This window comes from Streptomyces sp. NBC_00829 (genome assembly GCF_045161795.1).
Taxonomy (GTDB): Bacteria; Actinomycetota; Actinomycetes; order Streptomycetales; family Streptomycetaceae; genus Streptomyces.
Genome location: NZ_CP108867.1, coordinates 3365752 through 3390873, shown reverse-complemented (window position 1 = coordinate 3390873; position 25122 = coordinate 3365752). Strand labels below are relative to the sequence as shown.

General features: G+C 69.9%; 23 protein-coding genes. 19 read left to right on the top strand and 4 right to left on the bottom strand.

All coding sequences use genetic code 11. The features are described from left to right. Nucleotides 1-3: 3 nt before the first annotated feature. Complete coding sequence (locus OG293_RS14495) at nt 4-207, bottom strand: cold-shock protein (protein ID WP_003967102.1); 204 nt, start codon at nt 205-207, stop codon at nt 4-6. Nucleotides 208-488: 281 nt separating this feature from the next. Between OG293_RS14495 and OG293_RS14490 the strand changes: the two genes are divergently transcribed. Next, on the top strand, nt 489-1364 hold the full coding sequence (locus tag OG293_RS14490) for a menaquinone biosynthetic enzyme MqnA/MqnD family protein (RefSeq protein WP_405999205.1): 876 nt from the start codon (nt 489-491) through the stop codon (nt 1362-1364). Nucleotides 1365-1463: 99 nt separating this feature from the next. Here the strand turns inward: OG293_RS14490 and OG293_RS14485 are convergent, their stop codons facing one another. Further along, nucleotides 1464-2516, bottom strand: a complete 1053-nt coding sequence (locus OG293_RS14485) for an alpha/beta hydrolase (protein ID WP_405999204.1) — start codon at nt 2514-2516, stop codon at nt 1464-1466. 168 nt (nt 2517-2684) lie between these two features. Here OG293_RS14485 and OG293_RS14480 point away from each other — a divergent pair, with 168 nt between their 5' ends. The 6 genes from OG293_RS14480 to OG293_RS14455 all read left to right on the top strand — a co-directional run bounded on the left by OG293_RS14480 (nt 2685) and on the right by OG293_RS14455 (nt 10815). Then, nucleotides 2685-4373: a protein kinase domain-containing protein gene (locus tag OG293_RS14480; protein WP_405999203.1), complete on the top strand. Its 1689-nt coding sequence runs from the start codon at nt 2685-2687 to the stop codon at nt 4371-4373. Between the two features lie 93 nt (nt 4374-4466). Then, a complete protein-coding gene (gene mqnC, locus OG293_RS14475; RefSeq protein WP_405999202.1) occupies nt 4467-5666 on the top strand; it encodes a cyclic dehypoxanthinyl futalosine synthase in 1200 nt (399 codons plus the stop codon). A 7-nt stretch (nt 5667-5673) separates the two neighbouring features. Continuing rightward, nucleotides 5674-6318, top strand: a complete 645-nt coding sequence (locus OG293_RS14470) for an imidazolonepropionase-like domain-containing protein (protein WP_405999201.1) — start codon at nt 5674-5676, stop codon at nt 6316-6318. 79 nt (nt 6319-6397) lie between these two features. Beyond that, nucleotides 6398-7093, top strand: coding sequence for a demethylmenaquinone methyltransferase (locus OG293_RS14465; protein ID WP_405999200.1), 696 nt, complete (start codon nt 6398-6400; stop codon nt 7091-7093). 7 nt (nt 7094-7100) lie between these two features. After that, entirely contained in the window at nt 7101-8012 is a 912-nt protein-coding gene (locus OG293_RS14460; protein WP_405999199.1) for a glutaminase, read from the top strand. A 334-nt stretch (nt 8013-8346) separates the two neighbouring features. Next, on the top strand, nt 8347-10815 hold the full coding sequence (locus OG293_RS14455) for a zinc-ribbon domain-containing protein (RefSeq protein WP_405999198.1): 2469 nt from the start codon (nt 8347-8349) through the stop codon (nt 10813-10815). An 18-nt stretch (nt 10816-10833) separates the two neighbouring features. Here OG293_RS14455 and OG293_RS14450 read toward each other — a convergent pair whose 3' ends face one another. Further along, complete coding sequence (locus OG293_RS14450) at nt 10834-11403, bottom strand: GNAT family N-acetyltransferase (RefSeq protein ID WP_405999197.1); 570 nt, start codon at nt 11401-11403, stop codon at nt 10834-10836. A 98-nt stretch (nt 11404-11501) separates the two neighbouring features. Between OG293_RS14450 and OG293_RS14445 the strand changes: the two genes are divergently transcribed. Beyond that, a complete protein-coding gene (locus tag OG293_RS14445) occupies nt 11502-12788 on the top strand; it encodes a geranylgeranyl reductase family protein (RefSeq protein WP_405999196.1) in 1287 nt (428 codons plus the stop codon). 87 nt (nt 12789-12875) lie between these two features. Here the strand turns inward: OG293_RS14445 and OG293_RS14440 are convergent, their stop codons facing one another. Continuing rightward, nucleotides 12876-13664, bottom strand: a complete 789-nt coding sequence (locus OG293_RS14440; protein WP_405999195.1) for a C40 family peptidase — start codon at nt 13662-13664, stop codon at nt 12876-12878. Nucleotides 13665-14357: 693 nt separating this feature from the next. Here OG293_RS14440 and OG293_RS14435 point away from each other — a divergent pair. Genes OG293_RS14435 through nuoK form a run of 11 tightly spaced genes read left to right on the top strand, consistent with a single transcriptional unit; the run spans nt 14358 to nt 25109 of the window. Then, entirely contained in the window at nt 14358-14717 is a 360-nt protein-coding gene (locus OG293_RS14435) for an NADH-quinone oxidoreductase subunit A (RefSeq protein WP_108151337.1), read from the top strand. A gap of 19 nt (nt 14718-14736) precedes the next feature. After that, nucleotides 14737-15291, top strand: a complete 555-nt coding sequence (locus OG293_RS14430) for an NADH-quinone oxidoreductase subunit B family protein (RefSeq protein WP_355832844.1) — start codon at nt 14737-14739, stop codon at nt 15289-15291. Next, on the top strand, nt 15288-16004 hold the full coding sequence (locus OG293_RS14425) for an NADH-quinone oxidoreductase subunit C (protein ID WP_405999194.1): 717 nt from the start codon (nt 15288-15290) through the stop codon (nt 16002-16004). Before OG293_RS14430 ends, OG293_RS14425 begins: the two co-directional genes overlap by 4 nt. After that, nucleotides 16001-17323 (top strand): NADH-quinone oxidoreductase subunit D, encoded by a 1323-nt coding sequence (locus OG293_RS14420; RefSeq protein WP_405999193.1) that lies wholly within the window; start codon nt 16001-16003, stop codon nt 17321-17323. The genes OG293_RS14425 and OG293_RS14420 overlap by 4 nt, the downstream gene beginning before the upstream one ends. Nucleotides 17324-17340: 17 nt before the next feature. Next, nucleotides 17341-18162 carry an NADH-quinone oxidoreductase subunit NuoE gene (gene nuoE, locus OG293_RS14415; RefSeq protein ID WP_406003593.1) on the top strand — a complete coding sequence of 274 codons (822 nt, stop codon included), beginning with the start codon at nt 17341-17343 and terminating at the stop codon, nt 18160-18162. Beyond that, nucleotides 18162-19538 (top strand): NADH-quinone oxidoreductase subunit NuoF, encoded by a 1377-nt coding sequence (gene nuoF, locus OG293_RS14410; protein ID WP_405999192.1) that lies wholly within the window; start codon nt 18162-18164, stop codon nt 19536-19538. Before nuoE ends, nuoF begins: the two co-directional genes overlap by 1 nt. Further along, nucleotides 19535-22039, top strand: coding sequence for an NADH-quinone oxidoreductase subunit G (locus OG293_RS14405; protein WP_405999191.1), 2505 nt, complete (start codon nt 19535-19537; stop codon nt 22037-22039). Before nuoF ends, OG293_RS14405 begins: the two co-directional genes overlap by 4 nt. A gap of 32 nt (nt 22040-22071) precedes the next feature. After that, nucleotides 22072-23412, top strand: coding sequence for an NADH-quinone oxidoreductase subunit NuoH (nuoH, locus tag OG293_RS14400; protein WP_406003592.1), 1341 nt, complete (start codon nt 22072-22074; stop codon nt 23410-23412). Further along, nucleotides 23405-23992: an NADH-quinone oxidoreductase subunit NuoI gene (gene nuoI, locus OG293_RS14395; protein WP_405999190.1), complete on the top strand. Its 588-nt coding sequence runs from the start codon at nt 23405-23407 to the stop codon at nt 23990-23992. The genes nuoH and nuoI overlap by 8 nt, the downstream gene beginning before the upstream one ends. Beyond that, complete coding sequence (locus tag OG293_RS14390) at nt 23989-24813, top strand: NADH-quinone oxidoreductase subunit J (protein ID WP_405999189.1); 825 nt, start codon at nt 23989-23991, stop codon at nt 24811-24813. Before nuoI ends, OG293_RS14390 begins: the two co-directional genes overlap by 4 nt. Beyond that, on the top strand, nt 24810-25109 hold the full coding sequence (gene nuoK / locus OG293_RS14385) for an NADH-quinone oxidoreductase subunit NuoK (protein ID WP_307539564.1): 300 nt from the start codon (nt 24810-24812) through the stop codon (nt 25107-25109). The genes OG293_RS14390 and nuoK overlap by 4 nt, the downstream gene beginning before the upstream one ends. The last annotated feature ends 13 nt before the right edge of the window (nt 25110-25122 follow it).

Genomic DNA, 25122 nt, shown 5'->3' with positions numbered 1-25122 from the left:
TGACTAGGCCGGGGTGACGTTCTCCGCCTGCGGGCCCTTCGGGCCCTGGGTGACGTCGAAGTTCACGACCTGGTTCTCCTCAAGGGAGCGGAATCCAGACGCGTTGATCGCGGAGTAGTGGACGAAGACATCCGGGCCGCCGCCGTCCTGGGCGATGAAGCCGAAGCCCTTTTCAGCGTTGAACCACTTGACGGTTCCGGTAGCCATAAGCCCTCCTTGGGCCAAAGGGTTGCCCTGCTCCAGAACCTGCAAGAAGTCTGAAAACTACAAAAGCCTGCGGGTTACATGCTCCGCAGGCTCTGTACTGCAAGGGAAACCAAACTGCAACTTGCGTCGAGCCTAGCACGCAGCGTGTGCGCAGCGGTAGAGGGAAAGATCACGTCACTCGGACGTTTGAAAAGATCTTATTTGGCTGACGAACCCCAGCTCGGGAGGGGCGCGCACCTCCCGGCGCATCCACGTGGACGGCACAGGTCTAGCCTCGCGATGTGGACAGTCTTGGAGAAAGCACAGCAACCGACCACCGTCGCGTCCGGCCCCGTGTCGGACACATCCAGTTCCTCAACTGTCTTCCTCTGTACTGGGGGCTGGCACGAACCGGAACTCTCCTCGATCTCGAGTTGACGAAGGACACCCCGGAGAAGCTCAGCGAGCGCTTGGTACGTGGCGATCTCGACATCGCGCCCGTCACTCTTGTGGAATTCCTGCGCAATGCCGATCAGCTCGTCGCCTTTTCCGATCTCGCGGTCGGCTGTGACGGGCCGGTCATGTCCTGTGTGATCGTCTCCCAGCTCCCGCTGGAGCAACTGGACGGGGCGCGGGTGGCCCTCGGCTCCACCTCGCGGACGTCGGTACGGCTGGCGCAACTGCTGCTCGCCGAGCAGTACAAGGTGACGCCCGACTACTACACCTGCCCTCCCGACCTCGGCCTGATGATGCAGGAGGCGGAGGCGGCCGTCCTGATCGGGGACGCCGCGCTGCGCGCCTCCCTGCACGACGCGCCCCGGCTCGGTCTCCAGGTCCACGATCTGGGGCTGATGTGGAAGGACTGGACCGGGCTGCCCTTCGTCTTCGCCGTCTGGGCGGCGCGCAAGGAGTATCTGGCGCGTGAGCCCGAGGTCGTGCGTGAGGTGCACGGGGCCTTCCTCGCCTCGCGGGACCTGTCCCTCCAGGAGGTCGTCAAGGTCTCCGAGCAGGCGGCGCGCTGGGAGACCTTCGACGCGGAGCTGCTGGAGCGCTACTTCAGGACCCTCGACTTCCGCTTCGGGCCCGAGCAGCTCGCCGGCGTACGGGAATTCGCCCGCCGGACCGGGCCGACGACCGGCTTCCCGGCGGATGTGCGGGTGGAACTGCTCGGCTCCTGACCGGGACCGGGACCGGGAACCCGGACCAGGACCGGCGCTCGGACCAGGACGGGTATGCGGCCTCGGAGTCCGGCTCGGCCTCCGATCCGGACTCGGGTGCTAGGACGCCGGTATGGGGGCCTGCATGTGCTGGCTGATCCACTGGATGGAGCCGTCCTCCATGCCCTTCACATAGGTCTTGGCGTTGTGCTCGCCGTTCTGGATGACCTGGAGGTGCCCCTTGACCGGACCCTTGCAGTAGTCCCGGACGAACTGCTTCACGTTCCCCACCCCGGACTCCTTGGTGCCCACCTGGAAGGCCAGATAGACCGCGTTGTCCTTGGTGTCGGGCTTGGCGGCCAGGGCCTTGGCCAGCTTCTCCGGGTTGTTGGCCTGACGCTGGGCCTCGTGGCCCGACCAGAGCGGCGAGTCGGGGACGGTGTCCGGACCGGAGGCGATGACGGCCTTGAACTTGTCCGGGTGCTGTAGCACCGACTTCAGGCCCACGAACGCGCCGGACGAGGAGCCCATGAAGGCCCAGCCGTCGCGGGACTTGAAGGTACGGAAGTTGGCCTTCACGAAGTCGGGGACGTCCTCGGTCATCCAGGTGCCCATCTTCGGCTGCCCCGGTATGTCGCTTCCGTCGTAGTAGTACTTCTTGTCCGGGTTCAGCACTGGCATCACCACCACGAAGGGAAGGCTCTTGCCCTTCTTCGACCACTTGCTGATGCTGCTCTGCAGCTCGAGGTCGGTGCCCATCCAGTAGTTCTTGGGATAGCCGTTGCCGCCGGGCAGGGCTATCAGCACCGGGAAGCCGCTGTTCGCGTACGCCGGGTCGAAGTACTCCTTCGGTGCCCAGACCCACACCTTGCCCCTGAAACCGGACTTCTTTCCCTCCAGCGTGGTGACGCCGATCTTGGTGCCGTCGTCCAGGGTGTTCTGGGTGGTGAACGACGCCGCGGGCCCGGTCGGCATCAGCGTCTTCGCCGCGGCCTCCGAGGCCGGGCCGCCGCCCTTGCTGTTGCCCTTGCTCCCGCCCGGCTGCCCGGACGCGGGAGACCCGGCGGCTGGGCCGCCGAAGTTGACTGGTTCGCCCTCGTCCGAGCAGCCGGCGACGAGCGCGACGGAGCCGAGGACGACGGCTGCTACGAGGGCTTTGGGCAGGCGTTTCATAGGGATCTCCGCGCGGTGTTTTCGGTCAGTGCGGTGTGATTTCCGCAAGGGGAGATGGCGGGCCCACCCGTTCGGTTGGCTCCGGAGCGGGGCGAATCCCCGTGATGCCTGACACCCCGGGCCCTACGCTGAAGACCCAGAGCAGGTCAGGCAATCGGGGGAGCGCAGATGCAGCCGCTGGATCCGGGCGAGCCGCAGAGCATCGGGGCGTACCGGCTGCTCGGCCGGCTGGGAGCGGGCGGGATGGGCCGCGTCTATCTCGGGCGCAGCGCCGGCGGCCGTACGGTCGCGGTGAAGGTCGTCCATCCGCACTTCGCCCTCGACGAGGAGTTCCGCGCCCGGTTCCGGCGCGAGGTCGACGCGGCGCGTCGGGTCGGCGGCGAATGGACGGCGCCGGTCCTGGACGCCGACCCGGAGGCGGCCGTGCCCTGGGTCGCGACCGGATACGTGGCCGGTCCCGCACTGTCCCTGGCGGTCGCCGAACACGGGCCGCTGCCGCCGCACTCGGTACGGGTCATCGGCGCGGGCCTCGCGGAGGCGCTGACCGCCGTGCACGGACTCGGCCTGGTTCACCGCGATGTGAAGCCCTCCAATGTGCTGCTCACGCTGGATGGCCCGCGACTGATCGACTTCGGTATCGCGCGCGCCAGCGACGGCACCGCCTCGCTGACCTCCACCGGGGTCTCGGTCGGCTCGCCCGGCTACATGGCGCCCGAGCAGATCCTCGGCAAGGGCGTCACGGGCTCGGCGGACGTCTTCTCGCTGGGCGCCGTGCTGGCGTACGCGGCGACCGGCGCGGCCCCGTTCCCCGGCGACTCCTCCGCGGCGCTGCTCTACAAGGTGGTCCACGAGGAGCCCGAACTGGGCTCCCTGGAAGGTGATCTGCGGGAGCTGGTCGCCGAGTGCCTCGCCAAGGACCCGTCCGCCCGGCCCGAGCCCGCCCGGATCGTCGCGCGGCTGGCCGAGGGCGGGGCCGCCTCGCTGGTGGGCACGGGCTGGCTTCCGGGAGCGCTGGTCGAACAGGTCAGCCGGTCGGCGGTCAGCCTGCTGAACCTGGAGGCGTCGGGCGCGGCGGTGTCGGACGCGTTGCCGGGGAGGACGGCGTCGGGGCCGGTCGAGGTGTCCGGGGACATGGCCTCGGGGCCGGTGGCGTTCAGCAGCCCGGCGGTCGGGACCTTCGGGCCGCCGGTCGAACCGGCGGGCGGGGCGGCGCCGCCCCAGGACGCCGCGGCGGGCACGCCGAGCGCGCCGCCCGGGCGCCGCCGCAGAGTGAGCTGCACGGTGACACTGACGGTGGCGGCGGCCCTGGCCGCGGTCACCGTGGGCGCCGGGTTCCTGCTGGACCTGTGGCCGGGGGCCGACAAGGGCGCAAGCCATGACTCGGCAGGCAGTACGCCCTCGGCCGGCGGCCCGCCCGTGTCGCAGGAGTCCCCCGAGCCGGCCGACGGCACCCCCTCGCGGCAGCCTGCGTCCGGCGAGCCGGGTGAGCTGGTGAGCGAGGTGCCGAAGGCGTTCATCGGCACCTGGAAGGGCCCGTTCAAGGTGGACTTCGCCGGAAGCGAGGTGGAGGCAGGGACGTTCTCGGTCTCCGTCGGCGCGGGTGAGAAGGGCGCCAAGTTCGCCACGGTCAGCCAGTTCGACGCACTGGGGAACCTCGCCTGCAAGGACAGCCTCGTCCTGCGGGGGGCGACCACGAAGCAGCTGCTCGCCGACGGCAGGTCCAGCGGCGGGCAGGACAACACCTGCACGCCCGGCACCCACACGGTCAGACTGCGGCTGGACGGCGACCGCCTTCAGTACACCTCGCAGGAGCCCCGGGCCGGTGACCCGCACGCCACGCTGAAGCGCGTCGACTGACTCGCCGACCGCCCCCGCAGACCGGCGATCCGCCTGGCGTAGGCTGGATCGGCCCGCAGATGCTCTGAGAACACCACCGAAAGGTGACGCCCGGTGACCGAGAAGGCCGACCTTCAGTCCGTGCTGGACCGTGCTGCCGAGGGTGGGCGGATCTCGCCCGAAGAGGCGCTCGACCTCTACCGTTCCGCCCCGTTGCACGCGCTCGGCGCGGCGGCGGACGCCGTGCGCAAGCGCCGTTACGCCGGTACGGAGCACATCGCGACGTACATCATCGAGCGCAACATCAACTACACCAACGTGTGTGTCACGGCGTGCAAGTTCTGCGCGTTCTACGCCGCGCCCAAGGACACTGCCAAGGGCTGGACGCGCGATCTCGACGACATCCTGCGGCGCTGCGCCGAGACCGTCGAACTCGGCGGCACACAGATCATGTTCCAGGGCGGACACCACCCGGACTTCGGCGTCGAGTACTACGAGAAGCACTTCGCCGCCATCAAGGAGGCGTACCCCCAGCTGGTGATCCACTCGCTGGGCGCCTCCGAGGTCGAGCACATGGCCAAGATCTCCGGAGTCTCCGTCGAGGAGGCGATCCGGCGTATCCACGCAGCCGGACTGGACTCCTTCGCGGGCGCCGGCGCCGAACTGCTGCCCGAGCGGCCCCGCAAGGCGATCGCCCCGCTCAAGGAGTCGGGCGAGCGCTGGCTGGAGATCATGGAGGCCGCGCACCGGCTCGGTGTCGAGTCGACGTCGACGATGCTCATGGGCACCGGCGAGACGAACGCCGAGCGGATCGAGCATCTGCGGATGATCCGCGACGTCCAGGACCGGACGGGCGGCTTCCGGGCCTTCATCCCGTACACCTACCAGCCCGAGAACAACCACCTCAAGGGCCGTACGCAGGCGACGCTCTTCGAGTACCTGCGCATGATCGCGATCGCGCGGCTCTTCCTCGACAACGTCGCCCACATCCAGGGCTCGTGGCTGACCACCGGCAAGGAGGTCGGCCAACTGTCGTTGCACTACGGCGCGGACGACCTGGGCTCGATCATGCTGGAGGAGAACGTCGTCTCCTCGGCGGGCGCGAAGCACCGCTCCAACCGGCTGGAGATCATCGACCTGATCCGCAAGGCGGGCCGGGTGCCGGCGCAGCGGACGACGACGTACGAGCACATCGTGGTCCACGAGGACCCGGCGAACGACCCGGTGGACGAGCGGGTGGCCTCGCACATCTCCTCGACGGCGATCGAGGGCGGCACGGCCCACCCCGAGCTGCAGATCATCGCCGCGAACTGAGCCGGTCGTGCTGACCGTTCACGCCGCGCCGCTGGTTCTGCCGGTCGGCGCGGCGGCCGTTCACGACGGGGCGGTCGCCGTCGACGGCGACCGGATCGCCGCGATCGGCGTGTACGACGCCGTGGTGGAGGCGTTCCCCCTGGCCCGGGTGCGGCGCTGGCCCGGTGTGATCACTCCCGGGCTCCGGCAGCGGCACGCGGGCCCGCTCCTCATCAGCGTCTACCACCCGGACCCGCGCGAGGCCCCGGAGCTCGGCACCGAGCCGATCGGCGGCTCGGCCCTTGAGGCGCTGGAGATCGACGAGACCCGCTGGGCGGGCAGCGTACGGCGCGGAATCGCGCGGATGCTGGCGCACGGCACGACCGCGGTGGCCGGCGACTTCCCCGCCCCCGTGCGTACCGCGGTGCGCCGCTCGGGCCTGACGGTCGTCCCCGCCCCGCCCGCGGACCGGATCCCGGCCGGCGGGCCGGGCCTGGATCCGTTCGTCGCGGGAGCGGACCTCGCCGGTACGGTGAACGGCCCGCTGGAGGCCGGCGGGCGCGCCGATCTGGCCGCCTTCGACGCTCCGGACGAAGCGGCCCTGGTCGCCCGGGGCGCCGGGTGCTGCGTGGCCACCGTGGTCGGCGGGCGGCTGGTCCACCGCGCTCGCTGAGCGGCTGCGGCGACCCCTGCGGGCCGTGGACGGACGGGCGGCCCCCGCCGACGGCGGGCCCTGCTGCTTGAATGGGGGCGTGACCCGAGCAACCCTGGACAAGCAGCCGCACGAAGTCGCCTCGATGTTCGACGACGTGGCGGCGAACTACGACCTCACCAACGATGTGCTCTCGCTCGGTCAGGACCGGCGCTGGCGCAAGGAGGTCGCCAAGGCGGTGGACGCCCGCCCGGCGCAGAAGGTCCTTGACCTGGCCGCGGGCACGGGCACGTCCTCGCTCCCCTTCACCGCCGCCGGCGCGTACGTCGTGCCCTGCGACTTCTCCCTCGGCATGCTCCGCGAGGGCAGGAAGCGCCACCCCTGGCTGCCGCTCACCGCCGGAGACGCCACCAGGCTGCCCTTCGGCGACGAGGTCTTCGACGCCGTCACGATCTCCTTCGGGCTGCGCAATGTGCAGGAGACGGACCTCGCGCTGCGCGAGCTGTACCGGGTCACCAAGCCGGGCGGGCGTGTCGTGATCTGCGAGTTCTCACAGCCGACCTGGGCACCCTTCCGTACCGTCTACACCGAGTACCTGATGCGGGCCCTGCCGCCGGTGGCCCGCGCCGTATCGTCGAACCCCGACGCGTACGTCTATCTCGCCGAGTCGATCCGCGCCTGGCCCGACCAGCCGGGGCTGGCGAAGCGCCTTCAGGGGGCCGGCTGGTCCCAGGTCGCCTGGCGCAACCTCAGCGGCGGCATCGTGGCGCTGCACCGCGGCTTCAAGCCCCAGTAGGCCCCACGTGGACTACCAGGCGGTCCTGGAGCGGATCGAGCAGGACATCGCCCCGCTGATCGGCAGCGGCAGGCCCGCGGAGTACATCCCGGCGCTCGCCTCCGTCGACCCGCGCCGCTTCGGCATGGCCATAGCGGATGTGGACGGGCACGTGTACGGGGTCGGGGACTGGCGGCACCCCTTCTCCACCCAGTCGATCACCAAGGTCTTCACGCTCGCGCTGGTGCTCGCCCAGGGCGGTGACAGCCTCTGGGACCGCGTCGGCCGCGAGCCGTCGGGCAACCCCTTCAACTCGCTGGTGCAACTGGAGTACGAGAACGGCGTCCCGCGCAATCCCTTCATCAACGCGGGCGCGCTCGTCGTCACCGACCGGCTGCAGACCCTGACCGGTGACGCCAGCAGCGAACTCCTGGAGTTCCTGCGGCAGGAGAGCGGGAACCAGGAGCTGGCCTTCGATCCGGACGTCGCCCAGTCGGAGTCGGCGTTCGGCGACCGCAACGCGGCCCTGGCCCACTTCATGGCCTCGTACGGCAATATCTCCAACCCCGTCCCGACGCTCCTCGACCACTACTTCTGGCAGTGCTCGATCCGGATGAGCTGTGCCGATCTGACGCGCGCGGCCCGCTTCCTGGCCCGCCACGGGCTGCGGACGGACGACTCGCGGCTGCTGACCCGCAGCGAGGCCAAGCAGGTCAACGCGGTGATGCTCACCTGCGGGACGTACGACGCGGCGGGGGAGTTCGCCTACCGGGTGGGGCTGCCGGGCAAGAGCGGTGTCGGCGGCGGGATCGTGGCGGTCGTGCCGGGGCGGTGCACGCTGTGCGTCTGGAGCCCGGGGCTGGACTCGCGCGGCAACTCGGTGGCGGGTGTGGCCGCGCTGGACCTCTTCACGACGCTGACCGGGCTCTCCGTCTTCTAGGGCCTCTTGTTTGGATCCTGCCGGGCTCGCGAGCCCTGGCACCGCGCCTCGTCGCGTGGACGTCGGCCGGTATGGCTCCGCGATGCCTCGCTCCTCCCGCCTCCGCCCTGCGATCCACCGCGCCGGACCCCGCTCACCGATCCGGCCTGATGCGTACGAAAACCCTGGCCGGTGGTTGTCGGGCATGGGCCCTCCGCCTTGGGGCAAGAGCCCTCCGTCCGGGCGGAGTTGACGGGAACCGACGGGTGGGCAGGATGAGTCAGTTGTTTACGGATTCCTTATCCCGCCGCTCGTCACCTCCCCGTCCCCACCGCTCACATCGGAGTGTCTCCCCATGGCGTCGTACTGCCCGTACTGCGGCAACCCATCCCCGGATGAGGCTCGCTTCTGCATGAAGTGCGGGCGCGAACGCCTGCCGGACGCGGCGCTCGCCCCGCCGCCCGCCACACCTCCGCCGGCCGCTCCCGCCGGACTTCCGGCGCTTCCCGCGGCCCCGCCCGCGACACCCGCCTACCCGGCCCCTCCTGCGCATCCCTCGCCCCTCGGGGCGTTCTTCGGGCGGGTGTTCCGCGGCGACTGGCTCTCCTCGCTGAAGGCGGCGGCCTGGCCGGGCGGGCTTCTGGTGACGCTCGCGGTGGCCCTCGCCATCCCCTCGTACGGCCAGGACGACGATGTCGTCGTCGGCTGGAGCGACCGGCTGCGGATCGCGCTCGCGATGCTGCTCCAGGGCTTCGGCGGCGGCTTCGAGATGAAGGCGAGCGGTGGCTCCTCGCCCTTCGGCTCCGGTTCGGACTCCGGCTCGGGATCGTCGGGCGGGCTCTTCGGCGGCGGTGGCTACTCCGGCAGCTCGGGCGGCGGTCCCTCGGACTACGGCGACTCCGGCATGGACGCGGTGGGCACGGCCACCCTCTCCCTGGTGCCGCTGACCGTGACCCTGCTGTGGATCGGCGCGCTGTACCTGGGCGCGCGGACGCTGCGCAGCCGCGGAGCCGGGCTGGAGGCCGCGGTGCGGCTCGCGCTGCTGGTCACAGGGCTGGTGCTGGTCCTCGGGCTGTTCGCACAGCCCGAGATCGACGGGGTGGAGGTCTCCTCGTCCCCGCTGCTCGCCGCGCTCGGAACACTCGCGATCTCGCTCGCGGTGGGCTGCGGTGTGCTCCAGCGCGACGACCTCGCGTCCTGGCTGGCCCAGCGCCCTGCCGCCCGAGCCGCCGTGCGCGCGCTGGGTACGGCGGTGCGGGCGCTCGGCGCGGTCGTGGCGCTCTGCACGGTGGTCGGCTTCATCGTGTACGCGAACGCCGACGACGTGGACGGCACGGCCCTGCTGATCGCACTGCCGATCCTGCCCAACATCGGGTTCGCGGTGCTCGGGCTGAGCTGGGGCGTGCCCGTGGACTTCACCGTCCAGGGGCAGCTCGGCCTGGTCGGCTCCGGCGCGGAGAGCGGCAGCTTCGGCCTCGGCGAGATCGGCGACGTGTGGGGAGGCGGCGCTCTCGCCGGGGTGCTGGCCCTCGGCACGGTCTGCGCGCTCACCCTCGGCGTCTGGGCGGCACAGCGTTCGGCGGACCGCCGGGAGCAACTGCTGGCGGGCGGCTTCGTGCTGGGGCTCGTCCTGCTGTTCACGGGGGCCGCCGGGGTTTCCCTGGACATCGCGGGCGGTCTGGGCGACTGGGGAGGCCGGGGCACGTCGGAGTTCGCGCCGAGTGTTCCGGACGCGCTGCTGTTCGGGCTGCTGTGGGTGGGCGGGGCGACGTTCCTGGGGCCGTACGTGCTGCGGCTCGCGGGCCGGCGGCCCGCGCCTTCGGCCGCGTTCCCCGCATACGGCCCGGCAGCGCCCGGCACACCGGGCTTCACGACCGGCCCGGTCCCGTCGGCCACCGACCCGGTCGCGAGCCCCCAGGTGACGCCCGGCACGCCACCGGCCGCCGTTCCCACGGCTCACGACGCCCTTGCCACTCCGTTCGTGGCCGACCCGCACGCGGCGCACCTCGGCGCCGTGCCGGCCGGGGCCCCGGCGGCGGTCCACGACCCCGCCGCCGCGGCAGCCGCGGCGGAGCGCAAGCACAGGGTGCTTGTCTGGACCGCCACCCTCGTCGCCGCGTTCGTCATCGGCGGCGGCGCGACGGCCGGGGCACTCGTCCTGAAGAAGGACAACGACGACTCCGGCGCGGCGGAGAGCAGGCCGCCCGCCGCCGCACAGTCCGCGTCCCCGAAGACCGGCCCCGAGCCGGGCCGGGACCCGGTGCAGCAGTCGCCCACCGGACCCACCGGACCCACCGGACCCACCGGACCCGCCTCGCCCACCGCGTCCGCGCCGTCCGCCACGCCGAGCGCCCCTGCGGGCGCCGGGACGCTCCCCGCGGGCATGGCCCTGAGCGTGGACCCCGCCGGATTCACCGTGGGCGTGATGGAGGGCTGGAAGCGTCGTCAGTCCGGCAGCCAGATCTTCTACGAGGCCCCGACGGGCGGCTCGTACCTCCAGATCGGGGTCATCGAGAACACGCCCATGTCGTCGTACGAGAACTTCCTGGGCCTGGAGAAGAAGCACCTGGAGACCCCCGGGACCCAGTACCGGCGCACGCAGCTGGTGCAGAACACCTACCGGGGCAGGCCGGGCGCGCTCTGGGAGTTCACCCACGTCCCCGAGCCGGACAAGGGCGGGCTGAGGCGGCACATCATCGACCAGTCGTTCGTCACCGCGTCCGGCACGGAGTACGCGATTCTCGCGGCGAGCCGCGCCGACCTGTGGGACGCGAACCAGGACGTGGTGTTCTCCACCGCCGTCAGGACCTTCGCGGTCGACTGAGGCGTGTTGCGACACGCCTCAGAGCGTCTCCGGCGCCTTCCTTGGGCCCGGCCTCGGTCCCGGCTCGGAGCCCGAGGACGTGAGGTCGAGCTGGAAGCGGTACCCCTTCTGCTGGGACAACGGGGTCACAAAGGTCTCGGCCAGCTCCATCCCGAGCCGCCGGATCACCGCGAGCGACCGCTCGTTGCGCGCGTTGACCATCGCCATCACCCGCTCGACCCCCGCCGCCCGCACCCGCTCCACCGTGGTGCGGGCGGCGGCCGTCGCGTACCCCTTGCCCCACGCGCTCCGCGCCAGCCGCCAGCCGATCTCGATCTCGCCCACCGGGCCGAAGCCCGCGTGCGGCCAGGGCTGCGCTCCGGTGAAGCCGATGACCTCGCCCTCCTCGTCGAGCATGGTCCAGAAGCAGAAGCCGTGCTCGGCGTCGTGCCTGCGCTGCCGGGCGGTCAGCTCCTCGTAGACCGACAGCTCCGCCGCCTTCCCGCCGTGGAACTCCATGACCTCCGGGTCGGCGAAGAGCCGGTGCCACGTCAGGGCGTCCTCATCGGTGGGCACACGCAGTTGCACGGCGGGCATTGGCCTGCTCATAGAGGGAGCCCTTCAGTTTGTGGATCAGTACGCCCCCATAGACTGCACAGGTCCAGTGCCATTCGGTACGCAATATCGAGTCTTCGGGAGAACCCGCCGTGACCGAGCCCCTCTCCGCGGAACACACCGCCGATGTGATCGTCGTCGGGGCAGGCCCGGCCGGCTCCACGACCGCGTACTACCTCGCCAAGGCCGGACTGGACGTCCTGCTCCTGGAAAAGACGGCGTTCCCCCGCGAAAAGGTGTGCGGCGACGGGCTCACACCGCGTGCCACCAAGCAACTGGTCGCGATGGGCATCGACATTTCCGAAGAGGCGGGCTGGCTGCGGAACAAGGGCCTGCGGATCATCGGCGGCGGTGTCAGGCTCCAGCTCGACTGGCCGGATCTCGCCTCCTACCCGGACTACGGACTCGTCCGCAAGCGTGACGACTTCGACGAGCAGCTGGCACGGCAGGCGCAGAAGGCGGGCGCGCGGCTGTACGAGCGGTGCAATGTGGGCGCCCCGGTCATCGACGACCGCACCGGCCGCATCACCGGCGTCAACGCCAAGCTCGGCGAGGAGAAGACCCCGGTCACCTTCCACGCCCCGCTCGTCGTCGCCGCGGACGGCAACTCCTCCCGCATCTCGCTCGCCATGGGCCTGCACCGGCGCGAGGACCGTCCGATGGGCGTGGCCGTGCGGACGTACTTCACCTCGCCCCGCCACGACGACGACTACCTGGAGTCCTGGCTGGAGCTGTGGGACCGCCGCGGCGCCGAGGACCGGCTGCTGCCCGGGTACGGCTGGATCTTCGGCATGGGCGACGGCACCTCCAATGTCGGCCTCGGCGTGCTCAACACCTCCGCCTCCTTCAAGGAGCTGGACTGGCGCGAGGTGCTCAAGGCCTGGTGCGCCTCGATGCCGGAGGACTGGGGCTACACCGACGAGAACATGACGATGCCGATCCGCGGTGCCGCGCTCCCGATGGCCTTCAACCGCCAGCCGCACTACACCAAGGGCCTGCTGCTCGTCGGTGACGCGGGCGGCCTGGTGAACCCCTTCAACGGCGAGGGCATCGCGTACGCCATGGAGTCGGGGCAGATCGCCGCCGATGTGATCGTGCAGGCGCACGCCCGGCAGACCCCGGCCCAGCGCGAGCTGGCGCTGCACCGCTACCCGAAGATCCTCAAGGACACCTACGGCGGCTACTACACGCTCGGCCGCGCGTTCGTGAAGCTCATCGGCAACCCGAAGGTCATGAAGATCGCGACGCAGCGGGGTCTGACCCACCCGCTGCTGATGAAGTTCACGCTGAAGATGCTGGCGAACCTCACCGACCCGACGGGCGGCGACGCGATGGACCGGATCATCAACGGTCTCTCGAAGGTCGCGCCGAAGGCCTGAGGCCGTCGCGGGACGCTCGACGACGAAGGGCCGCGGCTCCACCCCCGAGCGGGGGAGCCGCGGCCCTTCCTGTCTGGTGCGGGCGCGTCAGAGGACGCGGACCGCCCCGGTCGCCGGGTAGCCCGACAGATCCTGGATGACGACGCCCTTGCCGGGGTTGGCGGCGTCGAGGTACTTGCCGTCGCCGATGTAGACGCCGACATGGTAGGCCGAGCCGGCGCTTCCCCAGTAGAGGATGTCGCCGACCTTGAGGTTGCTGGTGCCCACCTGGGTACCCGCCACCGACTGGTCCTGCGAGACGCGGGGGAGGTCGACGCCGACGGTCCGGAAGGCGGCCTGGACGAGGCTGGAGCAGTCCCACGAGTTCGGGCCGGTCGCGCCCATGACGTAGGCGTCGCCGAGCTGGGCCTTGAGGAAGGCGACGACGGTCGCCGCGGAGCCCGTGGCGTTCGAGCTGGTGGGGGCGGAGAGCGTCGTCCGCGCGGCCGAGCGGGAGGCGCGCTCGGTGCTCTCGGCCTCGGCACGCTTCTTCGCCTCGGCCTTCTCCTTGGCCTCGGCCTTGCGGTCGGCCTCGGCCTTGGCCTTCTTGGCGGTCTGCTCGGCCTTGGCGGCAGCGGCGTCCTCCTGGGCCTGGAGCTCCAGGTCGAGGGCGACCTGCTGTGTGGCCTCGGCGGAGTGCGCCACGGCGGCGGAGAGGCCGGACGTGAGCGTGGGCATCTCGATGGTCTCGGTCACCGGCTCGGCGGTCGCCGGCCCGGCTCCTGAGGCCACTGCGATGGTGCTCAGGACGCCACCGGCAACTCCGGCCCGCAGCGCGAGCGTGGAGCTGCTGCGACGGGGCTTCCGGTGGCTGGGTATGTGAGCGGTGTGGGACATGGGTACAACCGCTACCAGGGGCACCCGGTTCCCTTCAAGAAACGTGTGTTGCGCCACAGTTGCGCTGGGAACGTCTGAATCCGCTTACGTTGCACCCTTATTGACGCCGTAACGGGCAAAACGGGCACCCATGATCAGGGCTGTGATCACAGACTTTCCGGGAAAGGTCCGAATTGCCTGGCACCTACCACCGCTTCACACCCTTGGCCAAGCCCGCTTTTATGGCGGCTCACGGGGAGTGGCGCAGGTCACAGAATGGTCACCCCCGGGGGCGTCCGTGAGCTCGTGAACGCGCGCACGCGTCCACCTCAATCCGCCCTGGCCCCCTGTTGGGTGATGGGGCGTCCACTATCACCCGATGCGGTCCATCGCCAATTTGCCTGTACGGGCCACGCCTTGATAGAGCGCCACCTCTCCGACCAGCGGCAACGAGGCCGGATGTCACATCTGGTGATCGCTCGGGCGCTTCGCGTATGAAGATCACCGCTCATCCGACTTCATGATCGTTCGCCGGGTGGTGGAGATCACAAAGACGTTGGCGCACCCCGTGTCGCAGATCACAGACCAGCAGGCATAGGATGCGGAGCTGTCGGGCTTGTGAACTGCCTCACATGTGCACGATCTTCGCGAGGCGGCGAGGCGGAGAGCCCGCTGCGGTCCAACGGTCAAGGACGACTGGAAGGAGCGGGGAGGATGAATGCTTACGAGCCCATCCTTGTGCTCGGCGCCCTCGGGGCAGGGTTTGCGATCTTCTCCGTGGTCATGGCCACGCTTATCGGCCCAAAGCGGTACAACCGCGCCAAACTGGAAGCGTACGAGTGCGGCATCGAGCCCACTCCCACGCCGGCCGGAGGCGGCCGCTTTCCCATCAAGTACTACCTGACGGCGATGCTTTTCATCGTCTTCGACATCGAGATCGTCTTCCTCTATCCCTGGGCGGTCACCTTCGACGCCCTGGGGCTTTTCGGGCTCGTGGAGATGTTGCTCTTCGTGCTCACCGTGTTCGTCGCCTACGCGTATGTATGGCGGCGCGGCGGCCTGGAATGGGACTGAGGGGCTGAGGAGCAGACCAATGGGAATCGAAGAGAAGCTGCCGAGCGGTTTCCTGCTGACCACCGTCGAACAGGCCTCGGGCTGGGTGCGCAAGTCATCCGTCTTCCCGGCCACCTTCGGTCTGGCCTGCTGCGCCATCGAAATGATGACGACCGGTGCCGGACGGTACGACCTGGCCCGCTTCGGCATGGAGGTCTTCCGCGGGTCGCCGCGCCAGGCCGACCTGATGATCGTCGCCGGCCGGGTCAGCCAGAAGATGGCGCCCGTCCTTCGGCAGGTCTACGACCAGATGCCCAACCCCAAGTGGGTCATCTCCATGGGTGTTTGTGCGTCATCGGGCGGAATGTTCAACAATTACGCGATTGTGCAGGGCGTTGATCACATTGTCCCCGTTGACATCTATTTGCCAGGCTGCCCGCCGCGTCCGGAGATGCTGATGGACGCGATTCTCAAGCTCCACCAGAAGATCCAGAGCTCCAAGCTCGGTGTGAACGCGGAGGAAGCGGCCCGCGAGGCGGAGGAGGCGGCCCTCAAGGCGCTCCCCACCATCGAGATGAAGGGGCTGCTCCGGTGAGTGACGGCGACAACACCCAAGGTAACAACGTCCCCGCGCCGCGCGACGATTCGGGCGAGACCATCGGCGTACGCAAGGGAATGTTCGGCGCGAGCAACGGCGGCGACACCAGCGGCTACGGCGGGCTCGTCAGGACGATCACCCTGCCCGGCGCCTCGCACCGCCCCTACGGCGGGTACTTCGACGAGGTCGCCGACGAGCTCGAAGGCGCGCTGGAGGAGCAGGGGCTCGTCCCCGAGAACGCCATCGAGAAGACGGTCGTCGACCGCGGCGAGCTCACCTTCCACATCGCGCGCGAGCACCTGCTGACCGTGGCCCGCACCCTGCGCGACGACCCGGCCCTGCGCTTCGAGCTCTGCACGGGCGTCTGCGGAGTCCACTTCCTCGGCGACAAGGGCCGCGAGCTGCACGCCGTCTACCACCTGCGCTCGCTCACCCACGGCCGGCTGATCCGCCTGGAGGTGTCCGCCCCGGACACCGACCCGCACGTCCCGTCCCTGGTCGCGGTCTATCCGACCAACGACTGGCACGAGCGCGAGACGTACGACTTCTTCGGACTCGTCTTCGACGGCCACCCAGCCCTCACCCGGATCATGATGCCGGACGACTGGCAGGGCTTCCCGCAGCGCAAGGACTATCCGCTCGGCGGCATCGCCGTCGAGTACAAGGGCGCCCAGATCCCGGCTCCGGACCAGCGGAGGTCGTACTCGTGAGCACTTCCCACGCATCAGCACGCGAGACCACCGAGGGGACTGTCTACACAGTCACCGGCGGCGACTGGGACGAGGTCGTCCAGTCCGCGGCCAAGGCCGACGACGAGCGCATCGTCGTCAACATGGGTCCGCAGCACCCGTCCACACACGGGGTGCTCCGCCTGATCCTGGAGATCGACGGCGAGACCGTCACCGAGGCCCGCTGCGGCATCGGCTATCTCCACACCGGCATCGAGAAGAACCTCGAATACCGGACCTGGACACAGGGCACCACCTTCGTGACGCGCATGGACTACCTCACCTCGTTCTACAACGAGACGGCGTACTGCCTGGGCGTCGAGAAGCTGCTCGGCATCACGGACGACATCCCCGACCGGGCGACGGTCATCCGTGTCCTGCTGATGGAGCTGAACCGGCTCTCGTCCCACCTGGTCTGCATCGCCACCGGCGGTATGGAGCTGGGCGCCACCACGATCATGATCTACGGGTTCCGGGACCGCGAGTTGATCCTGGACCTCTACGAGCTGATCACCGGACTGCGCATGAACCACGCGTTCATCCGGCCCGGAGGACTCGCCCAGGACCTGCCGCCCGGCGCGATCGACGCCGTGCGCGAGTTCGTGAAGACGATGAAGAAGAACCTGCCGGAGTACGACAAGCTCGCCACCGGCAACCCGATCTTCAAGGCTCGGATGCAGGACATCGGCTACCTCGATCTGAGCGGCTGCATGGCACTCGGCGCCACAGGACCGATTCTGCGCTCCGCGGGACTCGCCCACGATCTGCGCAAGGCCGACCCCTACTGCGGATACGAGACCTACGACTTCGAGGTCCCGACCGCCGACACCTGCGACGCGTACGGCCGCTTCCTCATCCGCCTGGAGGAGATGCGGCAGTCGCTGCGGATCGTCGAACAGTGTCTGGACCGGCTGGAGCCGGGACCGGTGATGGTCGCCGACAAGAAGATCGCCTGGCCCGCACAGCTCGCGCTCGGACCCGACGGGCTCGGCAACTCCCTCGACCACATCAAGAAGATCATGGGCACCTCCATGGAGGCCCTGATCCACCACTTCAAGCTCGTGACCGAGGGCTTCCGGGTCCCGGCCGGGCAGGTGTACTCGGCCGTCGAGTCGCCCAAGGGCGAGCTCGGCGTCCATGTCGTCAGCGACGGCGGCACCCGCCCCTACCGGGTCCACTTCCGCGACCCGTCCTTCACCAATCTGCAGGCCATGGCGGCGATGTGCGAGGGCGGCCAGGTCGCCGACGTCATCGTCGCCGTCGCGTCCATCGACCCCGTGATGGGAGGCGTCGACCGATGACCGACGTCCAGTTGGGGATGCCCCAGCTCCCCGCCCCCGACTACCCGGCCGATGTGCGCGCCCGGCTGGCAGCGGACGCGAAGGAGATCATCGCCCGCTACCCCGACAGCAGGTCCGCCCTGCTGCCGCTGCTGCACCTGGTGCAGTCGGAGGAGGGGTACGTGACCCGCACCGGGGTCCGGTTCTGCGCCGAGGTGCTGGAGCTGACCACCGCCGAGGTCACCGCGGTGTCGACCTTCTACTCGATGTACCGGCGCAAGCCGTCCGGCGACTACCAGGTCGGCGTCTGCACCAACACCCTGTGCGCCGTGATGGGCGGCGACGCCATCTTCGAGGAGCTGAAGGAGCACCTCGCCGTCGGCAACAACGAGACGACCGAAGACGGCAAGGTCACCCTTGAGCACATCGAGTGCAACGCGGCCTGCGACTTCGCTCCCGTCGTGATGGTCAACTGGGAGTTCTTCGACAACCAGACGCCCGAGTCCGCGCGGCAGCTCGTCGACGACCTGCGCGCCGGACGCCCGGTCGAGCCGACCCGCGGCGCCCCTCTGTGCACGTACAAGGAGACCGCGCGGATCCTCGCCGGCTTCCCGGACGAGCGCGAGGGCGCGGTACAGGCGAGCGGCGGCGCGGGCCCCGCGTCCCTGATCGGCCTGCGGCTCGCCAAGGGCGAGACGTCGGCGGCCCGGATCGTCTCCCAGCGGGGCCAGGCCGCGCACGGCGACCAGCCGCACGAGCCGTCCCCGTCCGAGCACCTCAGCTCGCACGACGCACCGCAGGAGACATCGGCCTCCGACCCGGAGCACCCGGCCGGTCCCGCAGCCGAGGAGGGGGAGTGATGACCTTGTCCACCGAATACGGAGGCACCTCCGGCCCGGAGGCCGGGGGGGAGAGCAGCCCCGAGAAGCTGCTCGCGCCCGTCCTGTCGGCCTTCTGGGACGAAGACGAGTCCTGGACGCTGGACACCTACCGGCGGCACGACGGATACGAGGGTCTGCGCAAGGCGCTGGCCATGTCGCCGGACGACCTCATCGCGTACGTCAAGGACTCCGGTCTGCGCGGCCGTGGCGGGGCCGGCTTCCCCACCGGGATGAAGTGGCAGTTCATTCCCCAGGGAGACGGCAAGCCTCACTATCTTGTTGTCAACGCCGACGAGTCGGAGCCCGGGACCTGCAAGGACATCCCGCTCCTCTTCGCCAACCCGCATTCCCTCATCGAGGGGATCGTGATCGCCTGTTACGCGATCAGGTCGTCACACGCCTTCATCTATCTGCGCGGTGAGGTCGTCCCCGTCCTGCGGCGGCTGCACGAGGCCGTGCGCGAGGCGTACGGGGCGGGCCTTCTCGGCAAGAACATTCTCGGCAGCGGACTCGACCTCGAACTCACCGTGCACGCCGGCGCCGGCGCGTACATCTGCGGTGAGGAGACCGCGCTGCTGGACTCCCTGGAGGGCCGTCGCGGTCAGCCCCGGCTGCGTCCCCCCTTCCCCGCGGTCGCCGGTCTGTACGCGTGCCCCACTGTGGTGAACAACGTCGAGTCCATCGCGTCCGTTCCCGCGATCCTCCTTCGGGGCAAGGACTGGTTCAAATCGATGGGCAGCGAGAAGTCCCCCGGCTTCACGCTCTACTCGCTCAGCGGCCATGTCACCAACCCCGGCCAGTACGAGGCCCCCCTCGGCATCACGCTGCGCCAGCTGCTCGACATGAGTGGCGGTATGCGCGCCGGGCACCGCCTCAAGTTCTGGACGCCGGGCGGCTCCTCGACCCCGATGTTCACCGACGAGCACCTCGACGTCCCGCTGGACTACGAGGGGGTGGGCGCCGCCGGTTCCATGCTCGGCACCAAGGCGCTCCAGTGCTTCGACGAGACGACCTGTGTGGTGCGGGCGGTCACCCGGTGGACCGAGTTCTACGCCCACGAGTCCTGCGGCAAGTGCACACCCTGCCGCGAAGGCACCTACTGGCTCGTCCAGTTGCTGCGCGACATCGAGGCCGGCAAGGGCGTCATGTCCGACCTCGACAAGCTCGGCGACATCGCCGACAACATCAACGGCAAGTCCTTCTGCGCCCTCGGCGACGGCGCAGCGTCGCCGATCTTCTCCTCGCTCAAGTACTTCCGCGAGGAGTACGAGCAGCACATCACCGGCAACGGCTGCCCCTTCGACCCCTCCCGGTCGACCGCCTGGGCCGACAAGCACCTGGAGGTGAACGCATGACGGTGACCACTAGTGCTCCCTCCGGGGGCGGCGAGGCGGCCGTACCGCCGGAAGATCTGGTGTCGCTGACGATCGACGGCATCGAGATCAGCGTGCCCAAGGGCACCCTGGTCATCCGGGCCGCCGAGCTGCTCGGCATCGAGATCCCGCGGTTCTGCGACCACCCCCTCCTCGACCCGGTCGGGGCCTGCCGCCAGTGCATCGTCGAGGTCGAGGGCCAGCGCAAGCCGATGGCCTCCTGCACGATCACCTGCACCGACGGCATGGTCGTCAAGTCGCAGCTCACCTCGCCGGTCGCCGAGAAGGCCCAGCGCGGTGTGATGGAGCTGCTGCTGATCAACCACCCGCTGGACTGCCCGGTCTGCGACAAGGGCGGCGAGTGCCCCCTGCAGAACCAGGCCATGCAGGTCGGCGACCCGGACACCCGCTTCGAGGGCAGGAAGCGCACCTACGAGAAGCCGGTGCCGATCTCCACCCAGGTGCTGCTCGACCGTGAGCGGTGCGTGCTCTGCGCCCGCTGCACCCGCTTCTCCAACCAGGTCGCCGGCGACCCGATGATCGAGCTGATCGAGCGGGGCGCGCTCCAGCAGGTCGGCACCGGCGAGGGTGACCCCTTCGAGTCGTACTTCTCCGGCAACACCATCCAGATCTGCCCGGTCGGCGCGCTGACCTCGGCGGCGTACCGATTCCGCTCCCGGCCCTTCGACCTGGTGTCGTCGCCCTCGGTGTGCGAGCACTGCTCGGGCGGCTGCGCCACCCGCACCGACCACCGGCGCGGCAAGGTCATGCGGCGGCTCGCGGCCGACGACCCCGAGGTCAACGAGGAGTGGATCTGCGACAAGGGGCGCTTCGGCTTCCGTTACGCACAGAAGCCGGACCGGCTGACCACTCCGCTCGTGCGCAACGACGAGGGCGTACTTGAACCGGCGAGCTGGCCCGAGGCGCTCGACGCGGCGGCCCGCGGGCTGAGCGCCGCCCGCGGCCGGACCGGGGTGCTGGTCGGCGGCCGGCTGACCGTCGAGGACAGCTACGCGTACGCCAAGTTCGCCCGCGTCGCACTCGACACCAACGACGTCGACTTCCGCGCACGCGTGCACTCCTGCGAAGAGGCCGACTTCCTCGCCGCCCAGGTGGCGGGCCGGGGCCGTGACCTCGACGGCACGGGCGTCACCAACACATCGCTGGAGAAGGCCCCAGCGGTCCTGCTCGTCGGTTTCGAGTCCGAGGAGGAGGCCCCCGGCGTCTTCCTGCGGCTGCGCAAGGCCCACCGCAAGCACGGCCAGCGCACCTTCGCCCTGGCCACGCACGCCACCCGGGGCCTTCAGAAGGCGGGCGGCACGCTGCTGCCCGCAGCCCCCGGCACCGAGACCGAGTGGCTGGACGCGCTCGGCGGCGGAGCCGGCCTGGAAGGGGACGGCGCCGAGGCGGCCGAGGCGCTGCGTACCGAGGGCGCGGTGATCGTGGTCGGCGAGCGGCTCGCGGGTGTGCCCGGAGCACTCACCGCCGCTCTGCGGACCGCGACCGCGACGGGCGCGCGGCTGGTGTGGATCCCGCGCAGGGCCGGTGAGCGCGGCGCGATCGAAGCCGGCGCCCTTCCGTCGCTGCTGCCCGGCGGTCGACCTGCCACCGACCCGCGGGCCCGCGAGGAGACCGCGGCGGCCTGGCGCGTACGCGAACTCCCGCACCGCTACGGCCGCGACACCGGCCAGATCGTCGAGGCCGCGGCCACCGGCGAACTGCGCGCGCTGCTGGTGGCGGGCGTCGAGATCGCGGACCTGCCAGACCCGGCACGCGCGCGTGCGGCTCTCGACGAGATCGGCTTCCTGGTCTCCCTGGAGCTGCGGCCGAGCGCGGTCACCGAGCGGGCCGACGTGGTCTTCCCGGTCGCCGCCGTCGCGGAGAAGTCGGGCACCTTCCTCAACTGGGAAGGCAGGGCGAGGCTGTTCGAGGCCGCGCTCAAGCCCGAGCAGATGACCCGGCGCCTCGCGCCGACCGACGCGCGCGTGCTGCACATGCTCGCCGACGCGCTCGACGTCGGCTTCGGGCTGCCGGACCTCAAGGCCGTCCGCGCGGAGCTGGACCGGCTCGGCGCCTGGGACGGGCCCCGGGCCGCCGAGCCCGCGGAGTCCGCCCGGCAGCTGTCCCGTCCCGGTGAGGGCGAGGCCGTACTCGCCGGACACCGGCTGCTGCTCGACCAGGGCCTGCTTCAGCAGGGCGACGAGGCGCTGGCCGGCACCCGGCACGCCGCGGTCGCCCGGCTCTCTGCGGCCACCGCGGCCGAGGCGGGGGTCAAGGACGGCGACGTCCTGGCGGTCTCCGGCCCGGCAGGCGAGGTGCGGCTGCCGCTCCTGGTGAGCGAGATGCCCGACCGGGTGGTGTGGCTGCCGCTGAACTCCGTGGGCGGCGGTGTCACATCGGACACCGGCGCCGTTCCCGGGCAGCCGGTCCGCATCGGCCCCGCGGCGACCGAAGCCGCTGACGCACCGGAGGTGCAGTCGTGAACCCGACCCTCCTCGCCGCCGAGGACCTGTCGATGTTCGGGCGCGACCCCTGGTGGCTCGTCCTCATCAAGGCCGTGTTCTGCTTCGCCTTCCTGATGATCACCGTGCTCTTCTCCATCGTGTGGGAGCGCAAGGTCGTCGCCTGGATGCAGCTGCGCATCGGCCCCAACCGGCACGGCCCCTGGGGCATGCTCCAGTCGCTCGCCGACGGCATCAAGCTGATGCTGAAGGAAGACGTCATCGTCAAGCGGGCGGACAAGGTCGTCTACGTCCTCGCGCCGATCATCGCCGCGATCCCGGCCTTCATGGCGATCGCCGTGATCCCCTTCGGGCCCGCGGGCGACGAGGTCTCGATCTTCGGGCACCGCACCTCGATGCAGCTGACCGACCTGCCGATCGCGATGCTCTACATCCTCGCGGTCGCCTCGGTCGGCATCTACGGCATCGTCCTCGCGGGCTGGTCCTCCGGCTCGACCTACCCGCTGCTCGGCGGGCTCCGCTCCTGCGCGCAGATGATCTCGTACGAGATCGCGATGGGCGCGGCCTTCGCCTCCGTCTTCCTCTACTCGGGGTCGATGTCGACCTCGGCGATCGTGGAGGCCCAGGCGGACCGCTGGTACATCATCCTGCTGCCGGTCTCCTTCATCATCTACATCGTCACGATGGTGGGCGAGACCAACCGCGCCCCCTTCGACATGCCCGAGTCCGAGGGCGACCTGGTCGGCGGCTTCAACACCGAGTACAGCTCGATCAAGTTCGCGATGTTCATGCTGGCCGAGTACGTCAACATGGTCACCGTCTCCGCGGTCTCGGTCACCCTCTTCCTCGGCGGCTGGCGGGCGCCCTACCCCATCTCCGCCTTCTGGGAGGGCGCGAACCACGGCTGGTGGCCGATGCTCTGGTTCGTCATCAAGGTCCAGCTGCTGCTGTTCTTCTTCATCTGGCTGCGCGGCACGCTGCCCCGGGTCCGCTACGACCAGCTGATGAAGCTCGGCTGGAAGGTTCTCATTCCGGTGTCGGTCGTCTGGCTGATGCTGGTGGCGACCGTGCGGGCCCTGCGGAACGAGAACTACGAGTTCCAGCAGATCCTGCTGTACGTCGCCGGCGCGGTGATCGCGGTGCTGCTGCTCTCCTTCGTCGCCGACATGTTCCGCGGCAAGAAGGAGAAGGCGGCGGAGGCCGAGGCCGCGAAGGCGGCTCCCGAGGTCTTCGACCCGATGGCCGGCGGATTCCCCGTACCGCCGCTGCCCGGGCAGGAGTTGCCGCCGGTTCCGCGCAGGCGTCCGCGCCGGGAGCGCGAGTTGATTGTCAGTGGTGGCCTCGATACTAAGAGTGACGGTCCTGGTGACGGAAAGGAGGCTGACGGTGTCTGAGGAATCCGAGAACAAGTTCCAGAATCCGGTTGCCGGCTTCGGCGTGACCTTCAAGGCCATGTTCAAGAAGCGGCTGACCGAGCAGTACCCCGAGCAGCAGAAGGTCACGGCCCCGCGCTTCCACGGCCGGCACCAGCTCAACCGTCATCCGGACGGGCTCGAGAAGTGCATCGGGTGCGAGCTGTGCGCGTGGGCCTGCCCGGCGGACGCGATCTATGTCGAGGGCGCGGACAACACCGACGAGGAGCGCTACTCCCCGGGCGAGAGGTACGGCCGGGTCTACCAGATCAACTACGCCCGCTGCATTCTGTGCGGGCTGTGCATCGAGGCATGCCCGACGCGTGCGCTGACGATGACCAATGAGTTCGAACTGGCCGACAGCTCCCGCGAGAACCTCATCTACACCAAGGAGCAGCTCCTCGCCGGTCTGGACGAGGGCATGGTCGACTCCCCGCACTCGATCTTCCCCGGGATGGACGAGCAGGACTACTACCGGGGCCTGGTCACCGAGGCGGCCCCCGGCACGGTCCGGCAGGAGGCCGTCTCCAAGGAGGAGAAGGACGAGGAGGTGGGCGCATGAGCACGCTCGCGGCCACGGTCACGTCGACCCCTGAGGCCGTCCAGTTCTGGGTGCTCGGGCCCGTCGCCGTCATCGGCGCGCTGGGCACGATCCTGATGAGGCGGGCCGTGCACAGCGCGCTCTGCCTCGCCGGGACCATGATCATTCTGGCGGTCTTCTATCTGGCCAACGGCGCGTACTTCCTCGGCGTCGTCCAGATCATCGTCTACACCGGCGCGATCATGATGCTCTTCCTCTTCGTCGTCATGCTGGTCGGCGTCACCGCGGCCGACTCGCTCAAGGAGACGCTGAAGGGCCAGCGCTGGCTCGCCGCGCTCTGCGGGCTCGGCTTCGGCGTGCTGCTGATCGCCGGTATCGCCAACGCCTCCCTGAAGAACTTCAACGGCCTGGGCACGGCGAACAGCGTGAGCGGCGGCAACGTCGAGGGTCTCGCCCGGCTGATCTTCACCAAGTACGTCTTCGCCTTCGAGATCACCGGCGCGCTGCTGATCACGGCGGCCGTCGGCGCGATGGTGCTCACGCACCGGGAGCGCACCGAGCGGGCCAGGACCCAGCGCGAGCTGTCCGAGCAGAGGGTCCGGGAGGGCAAGCACCTGCCGCCGCTCCCCGCCCCCGGCGTCTACGCCCGGCACAACGCCGTGGACATCGCGGGTCTGCTGCCCGACGGCACGCCGTCCCAGCTCAGCGTCAGCAAGACGCTGCGGGACCGCGGCCAGATCCGCGATGTGTCGACCGAGGCGATGAACGACCTCAAGGCGCTGGAGCAGCGCTCGGAGGTACGGCTCGGACGGGACCGGGACGAAGAGGAGGTCACACGGTGAATCCGGTCAACTACCTCTACCTGGCCGCCCTGTTGTTCACCATCGGGGCGTCCGGGGTGCTGATCCGGCGGAATGCGATCGTCGTCTTCATGTGCGTCGAGCTGATGCTCAACGCCTGCAACCTCGCGTTCGTCGCCTTCTCCCGGATGCACGGCAATCTCGACGGTCAGATCATCGCGTTCTTCACGATGGTCGTCGCCGCCGCGGAGGTCGTGGTGGGGCTCGCGATCATCGTGTCGCTCTTCCGTTCCCGCCACTCGGCCTCGGTCGACGACGCCAGCCTGATGAAGCTGTAAGGGGTCGCTGAAT

Bases quoted from the DNA above. Each gene is read 5' to 3' on its own strand.
- OG293_RS14495 (WP_003967102.1), bottom strand. From the start codon at position 207: ATGGCTACCGGAACCGTCAAGTGGTTCAACGCTGAAAAGGGCTTCGGC.
- OG293_RS14485 (WP_405999204.1), bottom strand. From the start codon at position 2,516: ATGAAACGCCTGCCCAAAGCCCTCGTAGCAGCCGTCGTCCTCGGCTCC.
- OG293_RS14480 (WP_405999203.1), top strand. From the start codon at position 2,685: ATGCAGCCGCTGGATCCGGGCGAGCCGCAGAGCATCGGGGCGTACCGG.
- OG293_RS14455 (WP_405999198.1), top strand. From the start codon at position 8,347: ATGGCGTCGTACTGCCCGTACTGCGGCAACCCATCCCCGGATGAGGCT.
- OG293_RS14450 (WP_405999197.1), bottom strand. From the start codon at position 11,403: ATGAGCAGGCCAATGCCCGCCGTGCAACTGCGTGTGCCCACCGATGAG.
- OG293_RS14440 (WP_405999195.1), bottom strand. From the start codon at position 13,664: ATGTCCCACACCGCTCACATACCCAGCCACCGGAAGCCCCGTCGCAGC.
- OG293_RS14435 (WP_108151337.1), top strand. From the start codon at position 14,358: ATGAATGCTTACGAGCCCATCCTTGTGCTCGGCGCCCTCGGGGCAGGG.
- OG293_RS14430 (WP_355832844.1), top strand. From the start codon at position 14,737: ATGGGAATCGAAGAGAAGCTGCCGAGCGGTTTCCTGCTGACCACCGTC.
- nuoE (WP_406003593.1), top strand. From the start codon at position 17,341: ATGCCCCAGCTCCCCGCCCCCGACTACCCGGCCGATGTGCGCGCCCGG.
- nuoF (WP_405999192.1), top strand. From the start codon at position 18,162: ATGACCTTGTCCACCGAATACGGAGGCACCTCCGGCCCGGAGGCCGGG.
- OG293_RS14405 (WP_405999191.1), top strand. From the start codon at position 19,535: ATGACGGTGACCACTAGTGCTCCCTCCGGGGGCGGCGAGGCGGCCGTA.
- nuoH (WP_406003592.1), top strand. From the start codon at position 22,072: ATGTTCGGGCGCGACCCCTGGTGGCTCGTCCTCATCAAGGCCGTGTTC.
- OG293_RS14390 (WP_405999189.1), top strand. From the start codon at position 23,989: ATGAGCACGCTCGCGGCCACGGTCACGTCGACCCCTGAGGCCGTCCAG.